The following is an 18530-nucleotide window of genomic DNA, read 5'->3' on the forward strand; positions in this document are numbered from 1 at the left end:
TATAGTTTGAAACTATAACTAGCTCTTGAAAAGAAGAAAATGAGTTGATGAAAATAAGTGGTACAATAGTTACTATAGAATTGGAGGTATTGTATGAGCAAGGAATTACACATCAACACAATTTTGGCCCAGGCGGGTATTAAGTCAGATAAAGCGACAGGTGCTTTGGTGACGCCACTTCATTTTTCAACCACTTATCAGCATCCAGAGTTTGGCCAGTCTACTGGATTTGACTATACCCGTACTAAAAACCCAACTCGCAGTAAGGCGGAAGAGGTCTTGGCGGCAATCGAATCAGCAGACTATGCCCTAGCGACGAGCTCAGGAATGGCTGCGATTGTACTGGCTTTTAGTGTTTTTCCAGTAGGAAGTAAAGTCTTGGCTGTACGCGATCTGTATGGGGGTTCTTTCCGTTGGTTCAACCAAGTCGAGCAGGAAGGTCGGTTCCATTTTACCTATGCTAATACAGAAGAAGAGTTGATTGCCGAGTTAGAAAAGGACGTGGATGTTCTCTATATCGAAACACCAACCAATCCCTTGATGTTGGAATTTGATATCGAAAAACTAGCAAAATTGGCTCATGCTAAGGGTGCTAAAGTGGTGGTGGACAATACCTTCTATAGCCCTATTTACCAACGTCCAATTGAAGATGGAGCAGATATCGTTCTTCATTCAGCAACCAAGTATCTAGCAGGGCACAATGATGTCTTGGCTGGAGTGGTTGTGACCAATAGTTTAGAACTATACGAGAAGCTTTTTTATAATCTCAATACGACAGGGGCAGTCTTGTCTCCATTTGATAGTTATCAATTGATTCGTGGTCTCAAGACCTTGTCTCTTCGTATGGAGCGCTCAACAGCTAACGCCCAAGAAGTGGTTGCCTTTTTGAAGGATTCTCCAGCAGTTAAGGAAGTTCTCTACACTGGTCGTGGAGGCATGATTTCCTTTAAAGTAGCAGATGAAAAACGCATTCCTTATATTTTGAACAGCCTCAAGGTCTTCTCTTTTGCGGAAAGTTTAGGTGGGGTAGAAAGTCTTATCACTTATCCAACAACTCAAACTCACGCTGATATTCCAGCAGAAGTGCGCCATTCTTATGGTTTGACAGATGACCTCTTGCGTTTGTCTATTGGGATTGAGGATGCTAGAGATTTGATTGCAGATTTGCGCCAAGCCTTGGAAGGATAAGACAAAGATGGGAAAATATGATTTTACAAGCCTGCCCAATCGTTTAGGGCACCATACCTATAAATGGAAAGAAGCAGAAACGGATAGTGAAGTCTTACCAGCTTGGATAGCGGATATGGACTTTGTAGTCTTGCCTGAAATCCGCCAAGCCGTGCAGACTTACGCTGATCAACTGGTTTATGGCTATACCTATGCCAGTGAAGAGTTAATTAAGGAAGTTCAAAAGTGGGAAGCCACACAACACGGTTACCACTTTGACAAAGAGGCTCTTGTCTTTATCGAGGGTGTGGTACCAGCTATCTCAACAGCTATTCAAGCCTTTACAAAAGAAGGCGAGGCGGTTCTGATTAACACGCCTGTCTACCCACCTTTTGCTCGCAGTATCAAGTTGAACAACCGTAGATTGATTACCAATTCTTTGGTGGAAAAGGATGGTCTGTTTGAGATTGACTTTGACCGACTTGAAAAGGATTTGGTGGAAGAGGATGTCAAACTTTATATTCTCTGCAATCCTCACAATCCTGGTGGACGTGTTTGGGAAAAGGAAGTGTTGGACAAGATTGGCCAACTCTGTCAAAAACACGGTGTTTTCTTGGTTTCAGATGAGATTCACCAAGATTTGGCCCTCTTTGGTCACAAGCATCATTCCTTCAATACTGTCAACCCTGACTTTAAAGAATTTGCTATCGTCTTGACCAGTGCTACTAAAACCTTTAATATTGCTGGGACAAAAAATTCCTATGCAGTCATTGAAAATCCTAAGTTGAGACTGGCTTACCAGAAACGCCAGTTGACCAATAATCAGCATGAAATTTCAGGCTTGGGCTATTTGGCGACAGAAGCTGCTTATCGCTATGGGAAGGATTGGTTAGAGGAACTCAAGCAAGTCTTTGAAGACCACATCAATTATGTGGTGGAACTATTTGGAAAAGAGACTAAAATCAAGGTCATGAAACCGCAAGGAACCTACTTGATTTGGCTTGATTTTTCAGCCTATGACCTGACTGATGAAACATTGCAAGAGCTGTTGAGAAATGAAGCTAAGGTTATCCTCAACCGTGGTTTGGATTTTGGGGAGGAAGGAAGTCTCCATGCCCGTCTCAATGTAGCCATGCCTAAATCCCTGCTGCAAGAAGTTTGTCAGCGAATTGTGACGACTTTTGCCAAACGTTAAAAATCCAGCCTTCTAGGAGAAAAGTATCTCTAGAAGGCTATTTTCATAGGGGAAAATATGGTATAATAAAAAGATAAGGTAAAGGTAAAAATATGGCTAAATTGATTCCGGGGAAAGTCCGTATCGAAGGCGTTGCCCTTTATGAAACTGGTAAGGTTGACATCATCAAGGAAAAGAATAATCGGCTCTACGCTCGCGTTGCAGAAGAAGAACTGCGCTATAGTTTAGAGGATGATTTGGTTTTTTGTGCCTGTGATTTTTTCCAAAAGAGGGGCTACTGTGTGCATTTGGCAGCTCTGGAGCATTTTCTGAAAAATGATGAGCGTGGTCAGGAAATCTTGCAGAGTCTGGAAGAAGGTCATGAGGAAAAAGAGGCCGTTGAAACCAAGGTGACCTTGGGTGGAAAATTTTTGGATCGAATCTTGTCTCCAAACCCAGACCGAGCCTATGATTTATCGGCTGTAGGACAAGTGGAAGCAGGAACCAATCGTATCTTGTGGACTCTGAGAATCGGGCAAATCAGTAGTCAAAAATACTATGTCATTCGGGATATTCCACTCTTTTTAAAAGTCGTCGAGAAGAGAAAACCTTATATGATTGGTAAGACCTATGAGAAGTCTCTGTCTTGGGAATCCTTTGATGAGGCCAGCCAAGAGCTTCTGACTTTCTTGCACGGACTAACGGAGGAAGGACTTAGTTTAGAGCTTTTTTTCCAAAACCAAGGTCGGCACCTCTTTTTTCCTCTGACCTTTTTTGAGCAGGGTGTGAATTTACTGATGGCCTTGCCCCATTTTCAATTTGACCATCAAGTGGATAGCTACCAAACCCTCCTTTTTCAGGATTTGCATGCGGATGCCAATCTATTTGCCTTTACAGTAACAGAATACTCGGATTATTTTGAAATGGAAATCAGTGAGAGTCCAAGGGTCAATGTCTTTTATCAGGGAGCTGTGCTTTTCCATAAAGGTCAGGTTTATTTTCTAACAGACCAGCAGATGCGTCTTCTCAAGGAAATCAAAGTGTTGCCTTTGGATCAGCATGGAAAGAAATACCTGCAATTTGATAGTAGTGACCGAGATAAGTTGGCTTCTTGTTTAATTCTTTTTAGCCAGATGGGGACCGTTTCAGCTCCGGAACGCTTACAAATCAAAACTTTTTCGCCATCGTTTTACTTTGACAGGGAAGAGGATAATCGGATTCGATTAGAAATCCAGTTTGATTATGGAAATAGACAGGTATCTAGCCGGCAAGAGCTGGAAGAATTACCATTTTCGAGTGATGCTGACTTAGAAGAAAGAGTTTTCCAATCCTGTTTGGCAGCTGGCTTTGAAGCAGATTTTCAATCTTGGCGTCAGGCCCTAAAAGCAGAGTCTGTTTATCATTTCTTCCATGAAATCATTCCAGTCTTTGAAAAACTCGGGAATGTTGACCTATCAGACAAGTTAGAAGAACTCTATAACCTAGCGAGTCCCCAAGTACAGATTGCTTCCAAGGGAGGTCTCTTGGAAATCCAGTTTGATTTTCAAGATATTGCCCAAGAGGAAATTGACCAAGCCATGCAGGCCTTGGTTGCCAATAAGGATTTTTACATTGATTCGTCCAATCAAGTTTACTTTTTTGATGAAGAAACCAAGAAAATTCGCCAAAATCTACAGGAACTAGGACAATTTGAATTAAAAGATGGGGCCTTGCAGGCTCGGAAATCCTTGGCTTATAGTTTAGCTCATCTCTTTGAAGGACGTGACCGTGTTTCTTTTTCACAAGAATTCCAGAATCTGGCCCAGGATTTGACGCATCCAGAGGACTTTCCTTTGCAAGTAACTCAGGTTCAGGCTGATTTACGAGATTATCAGGAAAAGGGAATTCGTTGGTTGCAGATGCTCTATCACTATGGTTTTGGTGGGATTTTGGCTGATGATATGGGACTTGGTAAAACCCTGCAGACCATTGCTTTTTTGACCAGTCAAGTGACAAAAGAAAGTCGGGTCTTGATTTTAGCTCCGTCAGGTTTAATCTACAACTGGGCAGATGAATTTCAAAAGTTTGCCCCACAGTTGGATGTAGTTGTTGTTCATGGCTTGAAAGCTAGTCGTGAAGAGATTCTTGCTGAAAGCCATCAAATCTATGTAACTAGCTATGCTACCTTCCGTCAGGACAGTTATTTTTATCAGGGGATGGACTTTGACTTCCTTTTCTTAGATGAGGCTCAGGTCATGAAGAACGCCCAGACTAAGATCGCCCAGACCTTGAGACAATTTGTGGTGCCGTCGGTTTTTGCCTTGTCAGGAACTCCTATTGAAAACCATCTGGGTGAGTTGTGGTCTATTTTCCAAATCGTCATGCCAGGACTTTTGCCAAGCAAGAAAGAATTTATGAAATTACCAGCTGAGCGCGTTGCTCAGTTTATCAAACCTTTCGTGATGCGGCGCAAGAAAGAAGAAGTTCTGACTGAATTGCCAGACTTGATTGAAGTGGTTTATAAAAATGAACTGGAAGACCAGCAAAAGGCGATCTACCTAGCCCAGTTGCAACAGATGCGGGACCGTCTAGCTCAAGTGTCAGATCAGGAATTCCAGCGAAGTCGGGTGGAAATCTTATCTGGTCTGATGCGCTTGCGTCAAATTTGTGACACTCCTGCCCTCTTTATGGAAGATTATCAGGGAACCAGTGGCAAACTGGATAGTCTCCGAGACCTGCTGGTACAGGTGGCAGACGGCGGACACCGTGTCTTGATTTTCTCGCAGTTCAAGGGAATGTTGGAGAAAATTGAACAAGAATTGCCAGACTTGGGCTTGACTTCCTTTAAAATTACCGGTTCGACCCCAGCCAAGGAAAGGCAAGACATGACCAAAGCCTTTAACCAAGGGGAAAGAGATGCCTTTCTGATTTCTCTTAAGGCTGGTGGTGTCGGTCTGAACCTGACAGGTGCTGATACAGCAATCTTGGTTGACCTTTGGTGGAATCCTGCGGTGGAGGCGCAAGCTATTGGCCGTGCCCATCGGATGGGTCAGGAAGAAACGGTTGAGGTTTATCGCTTAGTGACCAGGGGAACCATTGAAGAAAAAATTCAGGAACTCCAAGAACAAAAGAAACATCTGGTGTCACAAGTATTGGATGGAACAGAGTCACGTGGCAGTCTGACCCTAGCAGAAATTAGAGAAATTTTGGGAATTTCTGAAGCCAGCACTTGAAAAATCAAGACAATACGCTATAATGAAGTGTTGAAAGGAAATAGAAAATGAGAGAAGAACGATTTCCATTGGTGTCAGATGATGAGATCATGTTGACTGAGATGCCGGTTATGGACCTCTATGATGAGTCTGACTTTATCAGTAATATCAAGGGAGAATACCGTGATAAGAATTATCTGGAGTGGGCCCCTATTACTGAAGAAAAACCAGTCAAACCGCTTGAAAAGCCAGTAGAGAAACCTAAGAAGGCTGGGTTAGGGGTTAAAAAAGAAGGAAAGAGCTATGCGGAGGTGGCGCGTGAAGAAGCGCGTGCGGATTTGAAAAAGAAACGCTCAGCAAGTTATCTGACTAAGGATATTACTCCTACAAGACACCATTCTAAGTCAAGTCTCGTTAGACAGGGCAATCAACCTACTGCGCCTTTCCAAAAGGAAAATCCTGGTGAATTTGTTAAATATAGTCAAAAATTGACCCAGTCTCATTACATCTTGGCGGAAGAAGTGAGCCATATTTCTACTCAAGCTGAGCCAAAAGAAACTTCAGGCCCAAAGAAAAATAATTATGATTTTCTGAAGAAGAGCCAAATCTACAATAAAAAGAATCAACAAAAAGAACAAGAACGTCAGGTGGCCCAAGAGTTGAATCTGACAAGAATTACGGAATAGGGGAGAAAACATGTCAAAGACATATCATTTTATCGGAATTAAGGGATCAGGTATGAGTGCCTTGGCCTTGATGTTGCACCAAATGGGGCATAAGGTACAGGGTTCAGATGTTGAAAAGTACTACTTTACTCAACGTGGTCTTGAGCAGGCAGGGATTACTATTCTTCCTTTTGATGAAAAGAATCTAGACGGTGATATGGAAATTATCGCTGGAAATGCCTTTCGTCCAGATAACAACGTCGAAATTGCCTATGCGGACCAAAATGGCATTAGCTACAAACGTTACCATGAGTTCCTAGGTAGCTTTATGCGTGATTTTGTTAGCATGGGAGTAGCAGGAGCGCATGGAAAAACTTCAACGACAGGTATGTTATCTCATGTCTTGTCTCACATTACAGATACTAGCTTCTTAATCGGAGATGGGACAGGTCGTGGTTCAGCCAATGCTAAATATTTTGTCTTTGAATCTGACGAATATGAGCGTCACTTCATGCCTTACCACCCAGAGTACTCTATTATCACTAACATTGACTTTGATCATCCAGACTATTTTACAAGTCTAGAGGATGTTTTCAATGCCTTTAACGACTATGCTAAACAAATTACCAAAGGTTTGTTTATCTACGGTGAAGATGCTGAATTGCGTAAGATTACGTCTGATGCACCAATTTATTATTATGGTTTTGAAGCAGAAGGTAATGACTTTGTCGCTAGTGATCTTCTTCGTTCAACAACTGGTTCAACCTTCACAGTTCATTTCCGTGGTCAAGAATTAGGGCAATTCCACATTCCAACCTTTGGTCGTCACAATATCATGAATGCGACAGCCGTTATTGGTCTTCTTTACACAGCAGGATTTGATTTGAACTTGGTGCGTGAACACTTGAAAACATTTGCCGGTGTTAAGCGTCGTTTCACTGAGAAAATTGTCAATGACACAGTGATTATCGATGACTTTGCCCACCATCCAACAGAAATCATTGCTACTTTGGATGCGGCTCGTCAAAAATATCCAAGTAAAGAGATTGTAGCAATCTTCCAACCGCATACCTTTACTAGAACTATTGCCCTGTTGGACGAATTTGCCCACGCTTTGAACCAAGCAGATGCTGTTTACCTAGCGCAAATTTATGGATCTGCTCGTGAAGTAGACCATGGTGATGTTAAGGTAGAAGACCTAGCCAATAAAATCAATAAGAAACACCAAGTGATCACCGTTGAAAATGTTTCTCCACTCCTAGACCATGATAATGCTGTTTATGTCTTTATGGGAGCAGGAGATATCCAAACCTATGAATACTCATTTGAGCGACTCTTGTCTAACTTGACAAGCAATGTTCAATAGGATTTTCCCATGGAAATTCCAATTAAGATTATTCAGGCAAGCAAGTCTGATTTGGCTGAGATAGAGGCACTTCAAACTTCGTCTTATCCAGCTGAAAAGCAGCAACCTTCCCATATTTTAGAAGAAAGTATCCGTAAGTGTGCGGATACCTTTCTTCTAGCTAGGGATGAAAATCAACTTTTAGGCTATATTCTATCAAGTCCGCAGTTAGACAATCCGCAATGTCTAAAAATACATTCTTTAGTTATCGAGGCTGACCATCAGAGACAGGGCTTGGGAACACTTCTTCTTGCAGCCTTGAAACAGGTGACAGTCGAACTAGATTTTCAAGGTATTCTTTTGCAGAGTCCTGATGAACTACTATCTTATTTTGAAATGAATGGCTTTGTTGAAGAAGAAGTGACAGGGAGTCAATATGACAGTGGTTCTGAATGGTATATGACTTGGGCTAATCCCTTTTTTCAGGAGGAAATATGAAAATCAGACAAGCGAGGTTTTCAGATTTAGATCGAATTATAGAGATAGAGTTAGAGAATTTCTCCCTTGAAGAAGCTATTCCTCGTTCCGTCTTTGAGGCGCATTTGCGGGAAATTCAGACCAGTTTTCTGGTAGCTGAAAAAGAGGGGCGTATTCTTGGTTATATCGAAGGTCCAGTTGTTCCACACCGCCATCTACATGATCAGTCCTTTACAGAAGGAATAAAAGACTATAGCCATCAACCTGGAGGTTATATTTCTGTGACTTGCCTATCGATTGCCAAGGAAGCACAGGGCCTTGGACTTGGTCAGAAATTACTAACAGCCTTGAAAGAGTTGGTGCTTGAACACGAAAGAGAAGGTATTAACCTAACCTGTCATGACTATCTCATCACCTACTACGAAAAGCATGGATTTGTCAATGAAGGCCAGTCACAGTCAACCTTTGCAGGAGAAACCTGGTATGATATGGTCTGGGAAGCTAAAAAATAAGCTGGAAAAGCATGCTAGGTTGCTTTTCTTTCGTTTTTAAGATATAATATTATGGATTGTCAACGAGGAGGATAAACTTTTGAGTGAAAAGCCAAGAGAAGACGAAAAATTAAGCTTTAAAGAGCAGATTTTACGTGATTTAGAAAAAGTAAAACATTATGAAGGGATTCGCCAAGAGGCCGCTGATCTTGCTGAAAAAAAATCAGCTTTGTCTGTCCCTGATACAAAAATTGTTGATGAGGATGTGATGACTGCATCCCTATCAGCTGTTGAAAAAATTATGGAGAATGCACCACGTGTTCCACAGCATCCTAGTGAAGATGTGCCTGCATCACCGGCGGAGGAACTAAGAGAGGAAGCTCCAATCGTTCCTAGTCACCCTAGTCAAGATGTTCCAGATTCACCAGCTGAAGCCAGTCCATCAAGACCAGCTCCAGGACCAGGGCCTGGTCGTCAAGGAAAGGTTGAAGAAGATTTCAACGTAACTCCAACAAGAGTAGCTGTTTCTTATAAGACTGAAGCTAAAAAAGAGCCTCAGAAAGAAGTAATAAAACCAGAACCAGTAATGGAAACGGAAGCTGTTGAAGCCATTTCTGAAACTCCACGTCGTAGTCGCCGTGAGACAGTTAAACCAGTTAAGAAGAAAAAATCACATTTGAAGGCATTCTTCATTTCTCTACTGATTTTCCTTGCCTTGATTTCAGCAGGTGGTTACTTTGGTTACCAGTATGTTCAATCATCTTTATTACCAGTTGATGCAAATTCTAAGGAATATGTAACCGTTCAAATCCCAGAAGGAGCCAATGTCCAAGAGATTGGTTCAGCACTTGAACATTCTGGTTTGATTAAACACGGTGTGATTTTTGCTTTTTATGCTAAATATAAGAATTACTCAGATTTGAAGGCTGGATATTACAATTTGCAAAAGAGCATGAGTACAGAGGATATCATTAAGGAACTCCAAAAAGGTGGTACAGCTGAACCTCAAGAACCATCACTTGCAGATTTGACCATTCCAGAAGGATATACCATTGATCAAATTGCCCAAGCTGTAGGCCAATTGCAAGGTGAATTCAAAGAGCCTTTGACAGCGGATGCCTTTCTGGCAAAAGTGCAAGATGAGAACTTTATCAGTCAAGAAGTTGCCAAATATCCTAGTCTACTTGAAAGCTTGCCTACAAAGGAAAGTGGCGTTCGTTACCGTTTGGAAGGTTTCCTCTTCCCAGCTACATATTCTATCAAGGAAAGTACAACTATTGAAAGCTTGATTGATGAGATGTTGGCAGCTATGGACAAGACTTTAGCACCTCATTACAGTACGATTAAGTCTAAGAATTTGACGGTCAATGAATTGTTGACGATTGCTTCTCTTGTTGAAAAAGAAGGAGCTAAGACTGACGATCGTAAGTTGATTGCAGGTGTATTCTACAATCGCTTGAATCTTGGTATGCCACTTCAAAGTAATATTGCCATCTTGTATGCCCAAGGAAAACTTGGTCAGAAGATTAGTCTTGCTGATGATGCTGGAATTGATACGACAATTAATTCACCGTATAATGTTTATACGAAAGCTGGTTTGATGCCAGGTCCAGTAGATAGTCCAAGCTTGGATGCCATCGAGGCAAGTATTAATCAGACTAAGAGTGATAACTTATACTTTGTAGCTAATGTTACAGATGGTAAGGTCTATTATGCTGCTACTCAGGAGGAGCATGATCGTAATGTCGCTGAACATGTCAACAGCAAATTAAACCAAACAAACTAAAATTATGTGATACTTCACATAATTTTCTTTAGAAAATATCATCAGAAGAAAGTTGAGAAAAATGGCAGAAAAAACATATCCTATGACCCTAGCGGAAAAGGAAAAACTTGAAAAAGAATTAGAAGAATTGAAATTGGTCCGCCGACCAGAAGTGGTAGAACGCATTAAGATTGCCCGTTCATACGGTGACCTTTCTGAAAACAGTGAATATGAAGCAGCTAAGGATGAACAAGCCTTTGTCGAAGGACAAATCTCTAGCTTGGAAACAAAAATCCGTTATGCTGAAATCGTCAATAGTGACTCAGTTGCCCAAGACGAAGTAGCGATTGGTAAAACAGTTACTATCCAAGAAATTGGTGAGGACGAAGAAGAAGTTTATATTATCGTAGGTTCAGCGGGTGCGGATGCCTTTGCAGGTAAAGTTTCAAATGAAAGCCCAATTGGACAAGCCTTGATTGGTAAGAAAACAGGTGACACAGCAACCATTGAAACACCTGTTGGTAGCTATGATGTAAAAATCTTGAAGGTTGAAAAAACAGCCTAAAAACAGAAAAAAGGAGTGGGGAGGCTGGGCGCTTCACTCACTCCTTTTTCCATTTTAAATTGAATTGGAGACTATATGAGTTCAAAGAAGAAAAAAAATAAGATGGAGCGTGGTCTGACCAATCGTCACGTGCAGGTTATGGCCATTGCGGGAACAATCGGAACAGGACTCTTTTTGGGAGCGGGTCGATCTATCAGCCTAACAGGTCCTTCTATTGTACTAATTTATATGATTACGGGGGCCTTCATGTTCCTCATGATGCGTGCGGTTGGGGAAATGCTCTACCAAGATCCTGAGCAACATACCTTTATCAACTTTATCACGCGTCATTTAGGTAAGGGCTGGGGTTATTTCTCAGTTTGGTCTTACTGGTTATCCGTTGTCTTTATCGGTATGGCGGAAATCACTGCGATCTCTCACTATGTTCAGTTCTGGTTCCCTAGCTGGCCAAGTTGGATGATTGAGATTGGATTTTTGACCATTCTAGCCTTGGTCAATCTGATCGCGGTGAAGCTCTTTGGGGAAGTTGAGTTTTGGTTTGCTATGGTCAAGATTGTGGCTATTTTAGCTATGATTGCCACAGGAGTCTTTATGGTCTTGACAGGCTTTAAGACACCACATGGAGTAGCAAGTTTGGCTAATATCGCCGACAATTTCTCCCTCTTCCCAAATGGTGGAGTGAATTTTGTCATGGCCTTCCAGATGGTCTTCTTTGCCTATCTCATGATTGAGTTTATCGGGGTAACGACTTCAGAAACAAAAAATCCACGCCAGGTCTTGCCAAAAGCGGTTAAGGAAATTCCTCTACGAATCGTCTTTTTCTATGGTGGAGCTCTTTTGGCCATTATGTCTATTATTCCATGGCGTGAACTTGCCTCAGCTGATTCTCCTTTTGTAACAGTATTTGAATTGGCAGGTATCAAGTGGGCGGCAGCCTTGATTAATTTTGTCGTCTTGACGTCAGCAGCATCTGCTCTTAACTCAACCCTTTATTCAACAGGTCGTCATTTGTACCAGATTGCTCATGATTCGCCAAATCCATTCCTAAAAGCGATCAAGGCAGATACTCTTTCTCGTCATAACGTGCCACAAAATGCTATCATTACTTCAGCGGTTTTGATTGCCCTAGCAGCCTTTATCAACGTATTGCCAGGTGTTTCCGATGCCTTTGCCTTGATTACGGCATCATCATCAGGTGTCTATATCGCCATTTATATCTTGATTATGGTGGCTCACCTTAAATACCGCAAGTCACCAGACTTTATGGCGGATGGCTATCTCATGCCCCATTATCGTTTCCTAAATCCTTTAACCATGCTCTTCTTTGCCTTTGTCTTTGTAACCCTCTTTTTACAAGAGTCTACATTTGTCGGAGCAATCGGTTCAGCTATTTGGATTATCGGTTTCGGGATTTATAGCCAGTGGAAATTTAGAAAATAGATTTGAGACTCATCAACTTAGGTTGATGGTTTTTTTCTAGTTTGACAGTCTATTGAAATAAGACTATAATCAAGCTGTAACAGTATTTAAGGAGATTTAGATGTACTTTAGATTGGAAAATAAGGAATCCCATAAATCACAAGAAATAGGGAACCTGATTCGTGTTTATAACCGTTCAAAAAGAGAAAAAGCTGAAAGTGAGCCACTTAATCTTTATGTCGAAGATGAAAAGGGCCATCTCCTGGCAGGTTTGATAGCAGAGACTTTTGGAAATTGGCTAGAAATCGAGTATTTATTTGTAAAAGAGGAACTGAGAGGGCAAGGAATCGGTTCAAAACTATTGCAGCAAGCAGAAACTGAAGCTAAGAATCGAAACTGTCGTTTTGCTTTTGTCAATACTTACCAGTTTCAAGCTCCAGATTTTTATAAAAGGCATGGCTACAAGAAAGTCTTTACCTTACAAGACTATCCCTACATTGGGCAAAGATATTATTACCAAAAGAATCTGTAAGGTGAGTATGAAGGTATAATACGAAGAGAGACTCGCACATGAGTATAGAGGCGGACTGATGGATATAATATTGGATATGGGCAATGTTTAAGGAGATTCTCGATCAGTAGCAGTTAGAACCTAGAAATCGTGTCTGTCTAGACGATATGGAGGACAATACAATCGCAGCTGAGAAATTGTGAATCAAGGTCTATAAGGTTAAGAAAAGAAGTAATGTTGTCGATATTTTGAAATCCTATATTTAAACTTAACACTCTCTATTTTTATGGTAGAGAGTTTTTTGTTAACAAAATATTATAAAATGACATTTATATATTGCATTAAGTTAGATATATGATATAATGATGTTAAAAAGAGACGCAACTTTTTAAAACTATAAGGAGGACGCAGGTGGCTAAAAATTTAAAATTAAAATTAGCTCGTGTAGAGCTTGATTTAACACAAAGTCAACTGGCAGAGGCTGTTGGGGTGACGCGCCAGACTATTGGTTTGATAGAGGCGGGGAAATACAATCCCAGTCTTTCCCTCTGCCAGTCCATTTGCAGATGCTTAGGCAAAACTTTGGATCAATTATTTTGGGAGGAAGAAGATGAAAAATAGATTTTTTTATTATCAATTACTAGACGAAAGAGAAGAACAACTGATTAATAAAGCGGGGGCTGAAAGTTTCTATATCTCTATAGCTTTCTTGCTTTTATCTTATATGATTGCAGTATTAGCACCAAGTCTTTTTAATCCGAGAATGATTCTCATCATTATCATTATTGGAACTTTTTACTTTTTCGGCCGTGCTCGAGATTTGGGTGTGAACTACTATAGTCGTTTTCATTTTACGATTTTGGGTTGTTTTTTCCTAACCTTGGCGATTACGGCTCTTTTGATGTTGCAGAATTATCAATTCAATATAGAAATTTATCAGCACAATCCTTTGAACGTTAAATACTTGTCTGCTTGGGTCATTACTTATCTGATTTACCTTCCTTGGGTTTTTATCGGTAATCTCGGCCTTAAAAGTTATGGCGAATGGGCTCAGAAAAAGTTTGAACAAGATATGGATGAACTGGAGAGTGGAGAATAGCTTGTTACTCTTTTCTCAATCCAGCCAAAATGTGTTATAATAGTACTAATTTATTGGAACACATGAAAGTTCTTGAAATTTTTCATTGGTTTCTAGTTAAGGAAGTAGGAAAAGTATGTATCCAGATGATAGTTTGACATTGCACACGGACTTGTACCAGATTAACATGATGCAGGTTTACTTTGACCAAGGGATTCACAATAAAAAGGCGGTCTTTGAGGTTTATTTCCGCCAACAGCCTTTTAAAAATGGCTATGCGGTTTTTGCAGGTTTGGAAAGAATTGTGAGTTATCTTGAAGATTTGCGTTTTTCAGATAGTGATATTGCCTATTTGGAGTCGCTAGGCTATCATGGGGCATTCTTGGACTATCTCCGCAATTTCAAGTTGGAGTTGACCGTTCGTTCTGCCCAAGAAGGGGACTTGGTCTTTGCTAATGAACCAATTGTGCAGGTGGAAGGTCCTCTAGCCCAATGTCAATTGGTTGAAACGGCTCTTTTGAACATCGTCAACTACCAGACCTTGGTGGCGACTAAGGCAGCTCGTATTCGCTCGGTTATTGAAGATGAACCCTTGATGGAGTTTGGGACACGTCGGGCTCAAGAAATGGATGCAGCTATCTGGGGAACACGCGCAGCGGTGATTGGTGGCGCCAATGGAACCAGCAATGTGCGTGCTGGTAAACTTTTTGACATTCCTGTTTTGGGGACCCATGCCCACGCTTTGGTACAGGTTTATGGTAATGACTATGAGGCCTTCAAGGCTTACGCTGCGACCCACAAAAATTGTGTCTTTCTTGTGGATACCTATGACACCCTTCGCATCGGTGTACCAGCTGCCATTCAGGTGGCGCGTGAGCTAGGTGACCAGATTAACTTTATGGGTGTGCGGATTGACTCTGGGGATATTGCCTACATTTCTAAGAAAGTCCGTCAGCAATTGGACGAGGCTGGATTTACAGAGGCTAAGATTTATGCTTCAAATGACCTAGATGAAAATACCATCCTCAACCTCAAGATGCAAAAGGCCAAGATTGATGTCTGGGGTGTGGGTACCAAGCTGATTACAGCCTATGACCAGCCTGCTCTTGGCGCAGTTTATAAGATTGTGGCCATCGAAGATGAAAATGGCAAGATGCGTAACACCATCAAGCTTTCAAGCAATGCTGAAAAAGTATCGACACCAGGTAAGAAGCAAGTATGGCGCATTACCAGTCGTGAAAAAGGTAAGTCAGAAGGTGACTACATTACCTATGACGGTGTGGATGTTGCCAGCATGACTGAAATCAAAATGTTCCATCCGACCTATACTTACATCAAGAAGACCGTTCGAAACTTTGATGCTGTTCCTCTCTTGGTGGACATCTTCAAAGCAGGGAAATTAGTTTACGATTTGCCTAGTTTGACTGAGATTCAGGCCTATGCTCGCAAGGAATTTGACAAGCTTTGGGATGAGTACAAGCGCGTGCTCAATCCTCAGCATTATCCAGTGGATTTGGCGCGTGATGTATGGCAAGATAAGATGGACTTGATTGATAAGATGCGCAAGGAAGCCCTTGGTGAAGGAGAAGAAGAATGAGTTTGCAAGAAACGATTATCCAAGAACTGGGCGTGAAACCAGTGATTGATGCCCAGGAAGAAATCCGTCGTTCCATTGATTTCTTAAAAAGATACCTGAAAAAACATCCCTTCCTAAAAACCTTTGTACTAGGGATTTCTGGAGGACAAGATTCAACTTTAGCAGGACGATTGGCTCAACTGGCCATGGAAGAGCTGCGATCAGAAACGGGAGACGACAGCTACAAATTTATCGCTGTTCGCCTGCCATATGGAGTGCAAGCTGATGAAGCAGATGCTCAAAAAGCCCTAGCCTTCATCCAACCAGATGTCAGTTTAGTCGTCAATATCAAGGAATCAGCTGATGCCATGACAGCTGCAGTTGATGCGACAGGTAGTCCTGTTTCAGATTTTAACAAGGGCAATATCAAGGCTCGTTGCCGTATGATTGCTCAGTATGCCCTTGCTGGTTCCCATAGCGGAGCGGTCATTGGAACAGACCACGCCGCGGAAAATATCACAGGTTTCTTTACCAAGTTTGGTGACGGTGGTGCGGATATTCTCCCTCTTTACCGCCTCAATAAGCGTCAAGGAAAACAACTCTTGAAGGAACTTGGTGCAGACCCAGCCCTTTATGAAAAAATTCCAACAGCAGACCTAGAAGAAGATAAACCAGGCCTAGCTGACGAAGTAGCCCTCGGAGTCACTTATGAAGAGATTGACGACTACCTAGAAGGCAAAACAATCAGCCCAGAAGCCCAAGTAATAATCGAAAACTGGTGGCACAAAGGCCAACACAAACGCCACCTACCAATCACCGTATTTGATGACTTTTGGGAGTGAAAACCTCCAGTGGAGGTTTTCAGCCTCTCATCTTGAAATAAGAAAGTGAGAGAAGGTCCGGGGGGACCTTTTTACCCCGAGTCTAAAAATAGGAAAACGAGGCACCTCCAGTGGAGGTTCTTACCCCGAGCATGGAAACAGGTAAGCGAAGAAGGTCCGAGAGACCTTTTTAGCTTATTACCTTGAAATTAAAAAGCAAAGTAAATTTAAATTGAGGTTGGGCAGAGAATCATCTATCAGAAAGTGAGGTAGCGTAATGAAATCTATCGGTACGCAAATGTTACAGACAGAACGTTTGATTTTGAGAAGATTTGTGGAAAGTGATGCAGAAGCCATGTTTCAGAATTGGGCTTCGTCCGCTGAAAATTTAACCTACGTCACTTGGGATCCTCATCCTGATGTCGATGTGACTCGAAACTCGATTCGTAATTGGGTTGATTCTTATGCTAATCCCAACTATTACAAATGGGCCATTTGTCTCAAAGAAAACCCGGAACAGGTGATAGGAGATATCAGCATCGTTACAATAGATGAGAACGATTTTTCTTGTGAAATTGGCTATGTGCTAGGCAAGAAATACTGGGGTCATGGTATGATGACAGAGGCTTTGAAAGCTGTCTTGGACTTTTGTTTTACTCAAGCAGGTTTTCAAGATGTCAGAGCACGATATGCTAGTCTTAATCCAGCTTCAGGTCGTGTCATGGAGAAGGCTGGAATGTCCTATCTCAAGACTATTACCAATGGTGTAGAGAGAAAAGGCTATCTTGTGGACCTTATTTATTATCAGATAAGTAGGTAAGAATAGTGAATTTTCTTTTCAGTTTCCATCAAAGTCAGACTTTGTCTGGCTTTTTTTGCAACATTTTTTACATAACCTGATTAAATTCCTATTTTTCCCTATCATTATCCCTATTTTTTCTGGAATTTTGAGGCTATAATAGTCCTATCAAATCAAAGAATGGAGGAAGGCAATGGATAATATAATCTTTTTTATCAGTGTTTTTCTTGCTGGAATTCTTTCCTTCTTTTCTCCTTGTATCTTACCCTTGTTACCGGTCTATGCAGGGGTACTACTGGATGATAAAGATGGTGCTCAGGTTTCTAGTGGCAAATGTTCAATCTCACTTGTTAGTTTATTGCGAACTCTGGCCTTTATTGCAGGGATATCCTTTGTTTTTATCTTACTAGGCTATGGAGCTGGTTTTTTAGGCAATTTGCTTTATGCTTCTTGGTTTCAGTATGTGACGGGTGCGGTTATCATTCTCTTGGGCTTGCACCAGATGGAAGTCTTACATTTTCAGGGACTCTACAAGGAAAGAAGGCTACAATTAAAGAGACAGGTACAAAAGGGTAAGGGCTATAGTCAGGCATTTTTACTGGGGTTGACCTTTAGTTTTGCTTGGACGCCTTGTGTTGGGCCGGTTCTTGGCTCTGTTTTGGCTTTAGCAGCTTCAGGTGGTTCAGGTGCTTGGCAGGGAGCTGGTCTCATGTTAATTTATACGCTGGGTCTAGCGCTACCATTTTTGGTTCTAGCTCTAGCCTCCAGCTATGTTTTGAAACATTTCCGAAAACTTCATCCCTACCTCGGAACCCTCAAAAAAGTAGGTGGTTTCCTCATTATCGTGATGGGAATCTTGGTGCTTTTGGGAAATGCTTCCATTTTGACTACATTATTTGAATAGAGAGGAAGAAGAAATGAAAAAATGGCAAACATGTCTCCTTGGAGTCGGCTCAATCTGTTGCTTGGCAGCCTGTTCGGCTAAAAATATGTCAGACCAATCTACTATGAAGGAGCAAACAAAAACAGAACAAGTCAGTTCACAAACTGCTACTAAAGGTCAGGCGGTTGCTGATTTTGAACTGATGGGAGTAGATGGCAAGACCTACCGCTTGTCTGATTACAAGGGCAAGAAAGTCTATCTCAAATTCTGGGCTTCTTGGTGTTCCATCTGTCTAGCCAGTCTTCCAGATACGGATGAAATTGCTAAGAATGCTGGTGATGATTATGTGGTCTTGACAGTGGTGTCTCCTGGACACAAGGGGGAACAAGCAGAAGCGGACTTCAAGAACTGGTACAAGGGCTTGGATTATAAAAATTTCCCAGTTCTAATTGACCCGTCAGGCAAACTCTTGGAAAGTTATGGTGTTCGTTCTTACCCAACTCAAGCCTTTATAGACAAGGAAGGAAAACTGGTCAAGACGCAACCAGGTTTTATGGATAAGGATATGATTTTAAAGACATTGAAAGAAATGGGGTAGAGAAA

At 41.6% G+C, this 18530-nt stretch carries 18 protein-coding genes; all 18 read left to right on the plus strand.

Annotated elements, in window-relative coordinates; all coding sequences use genetic code 11:
• Nucleotides 1–93: 93 nt before the first annotated feature.
• The 18 genes from B7698_RS03875 (at nucleotide 94) to B7698_RS03960 (ending at nucleotide 18525) form a co-directional block, all read left to right on the plus strand.
• Nucleotides 94–1188: a cystathionine gamma-synthase gene (locus tag B7698_RS03875; protein ID WP_084864701.1), complete on the plus strand. Its 1095-nt coding sequence runs from the start codon at nucleotides 94–96 to the stop codon at nucleotides 1186–1188.
• 7 nt (nucleotides 1189–1195) lie between these two features.
• Complete coding sequence (locus tag B7698_RS03880) at nucleotides 1196–2362, plus strand: MalY/PatB family protein (protein WP_084864702.1); 1167 nt, start codon at nucleotides 1196–1198, stop codon at nucleotides 2360–2362.
• Nucleotides 2363–2454: 92 nt separating this feature from the next.
• On the plus strand, nucleotides 2455–5553 hold the full coding sequence (locus B7698_RS03885) for a pilus expression-regulating Snf2 family helicase (protein ID WP_084864703.1): 3099 nt from the start codon (nucleotides 2455–2457) through the stop codon (nucleotides 5551–5553).
• A gap of 47 nt (nucleotides 5554–5600) precedes the next feature.
• The gene (locus B7698_RS03890; RefSeq protein WP_084864704.1) at nucleotides 5601–6218 is read left to right on the plus strand and encodes a divisome accessory protein ZapJ; all 618 of its coding nucleotides are present in this window, start codon (nucleotides 5601–5603) and stop codon (nucleotides 6216–6218) included.
• 10 nt (nucleotides 6219–6228) lie between these two features.
• Nucleotides 6229–7563 (plus strand): UDP-N-acetylmuramate--L-alanine ligase, encoded by a 1335-nt coding sequence (murC, locus tag B7698_RS03895; protein WP_020903460.1) that lies wholly within the window; start codon nucleotides 6229–6231, stop codon nucleotides 7561–7563.
• A 9-nt stretch (nucleotides 7564–7572) separates the two neighbouring features.
• Complete coding sequence (locus B7698_RS03900; RefSeq protein ID WP_084864705.1) at nucleotides 7573–8040, plus strand: GNAT family N-acetyltransferase; 468 nt, start codon at nucleotides 7573–7575, stop codon at nucleotides 8038–8040.
• Nucleotides 8037–8531: a GNAT family N-acetyltransferase gene (locus B7698_RS03905; RefSeq protein ID WP_084864706.1), complete on the plus strand. Its 495-nt coding sequence runs from the start codon at nucleotides 8037–8039 to the stop codon at nucleotides 8529–8531. Before B7698_RS03900 ends, B7698_RS03905 begins: the two co-directional genes overlap by 4 nt.
• A gap of 79 nt (nucleotides 8532–8610) precedes the next feature.
• A complete protein-coding gene (mltG, locus tag B7698_RS03910) occupies nucleotides 8611–10296 on the plus strand; it encodes an endolytic transglycosylase MltG (RefSeq protein ID WP_084864707.1) in 1686 nt (561 codons plus the stop codon).
• 61 nt (nucleotides 10297–10357) lie between these two features.
• Nucleotides 10358–10840 carry a transcription elongation factor GreA gene (gene greA, locus B7698_RS03915; protein WP_000818750.1) on the plus strand — a complete coding sequence of 161 codons (483 nt, stop codon included), beginning with the start codon at nucleotides 10358–10360 and terminating at the stop codon, nucleotides 10838–10840.
• Nucleotides 10841–10915: 75 nt separating this feature from the next.
• A complete protein-coding gene (locus B7698_RS03920; RefSeq protein ID WP_192855097.1) occupies nucleotides 10916–12280 on the plus strand; it encodes an amino acid permease in 1365 nt (454 codons plus the stop codon).
• A 100-nt stretch (nucleotides 12281–12380) separates the two neighbouring features.
• Entirely contained in the window at nucleotides 12381–12791 is a 411-nt protein-coding gene (locus B7698_RS03925; RefSeq protein ID WP_084864708.1) for a GNAT family N-acetyltransferase, read from the plus strand.
• A gap of 390 nt (nucleotides 12792–13181) precedes the next feature.
• Nucleotides 13182–13391 carry a helix-turn-helix transcriptional regulator gene (locus tag B7698_RS03930; protein WP_084864709.1) on the plus strand — a complete coding sequence of 70 codons (210 nt, stop codon included), beginning with the start codon at nucleotides 13182–13184 and terminating at the stop codon, nucleotides 13389–13391.
• Nucleotides 13381–13869, plus strand: coding sequence for a DUF6773 family protein (locus B7698_RS03935; RefSeq protein WP_084864710.1), 489 nt, complete (start codon nucleotides 13381–13383; stop codon nucleotides 13867–13869). The genes B7698_RS03930 and B7698_RS03935 overlap by 11 nt, the downstream gene beginning before the upstream one ends.
• 115 nt (nucleotides 13870–13984) lie before the next feature.
• Nucleotides 13985–15445: a nicotinate phosphoribosyltransferase gene (locus B7698_RS03940; protein ID WP_084864711.1), complete on the plus strand. Its 1461-nt coding sequence runs from the start codon at nucleotides 13985–13987 to the stop codon at nucleotides 15443–15445.
• Entirely contained in the window at nucleotides 15442–16266 is an 825-nt protein-coding gene (gene nadE / locus B7698_RS03945; RefSeq protein ID WP_084864712.1) for an ammonia-dependent NAD(+) synthetase, read from the plus strand. The genes B7698_RS03940 and nadE overlap by 4 nt, the downstream gene beginning before the upstream one ends.
• Before the next feature lie 256 nt (nucleotides 16267–16522).
• The gene (locus B7698_RS03950; protein ID WP_084864713.1) at nucleotides 16523–17065 is read left to right on the plus strand and encodes a GNAT family N-acetyltransferase; all 543 of its coding nucleotides are present in this window, start codon (nucleotides 16523–16525) and stop codon (nucleotides 17063–17065) included.
• A 172-nt stretch (nucleotides 17066–17237) separates the two neighbouring features.
• Nucleotides 17238–17948: a thiol-disulfide oxidoreductase-associated membrane protein CcdA2 gene (gene ccdA2, locus B7698_RS03955; RefSeq protein WP_084864714.1), complete on the plus strand. Its 711-nt coding sequence runs from the start codon at nucleotides 17238–17240 to the stop codon at nucleotides 17946–17948.
• Nucleotides 17949–17961: 13 nt separating this feature from the next.
• A complete protein-coding gene (locus tag B7698_RS03960; protein WP_084864715.1) occupies nucleotides 17962–18525 on the plus strand; it encodes a redoxin family protein in 564 nt (187 codons plus the stop codon).
• Nucleotides 18526–18530: the final 5 nt, after the last annotated feature.

This window comes from Streptococcus mitis (assembly GCF_002096855.1).
Lineage (GTDB): Bacteria > Bacillota > Bacilli > Lactobacillales > Streptococcaceae > Streptococcus > Streptococcus mitis_Y.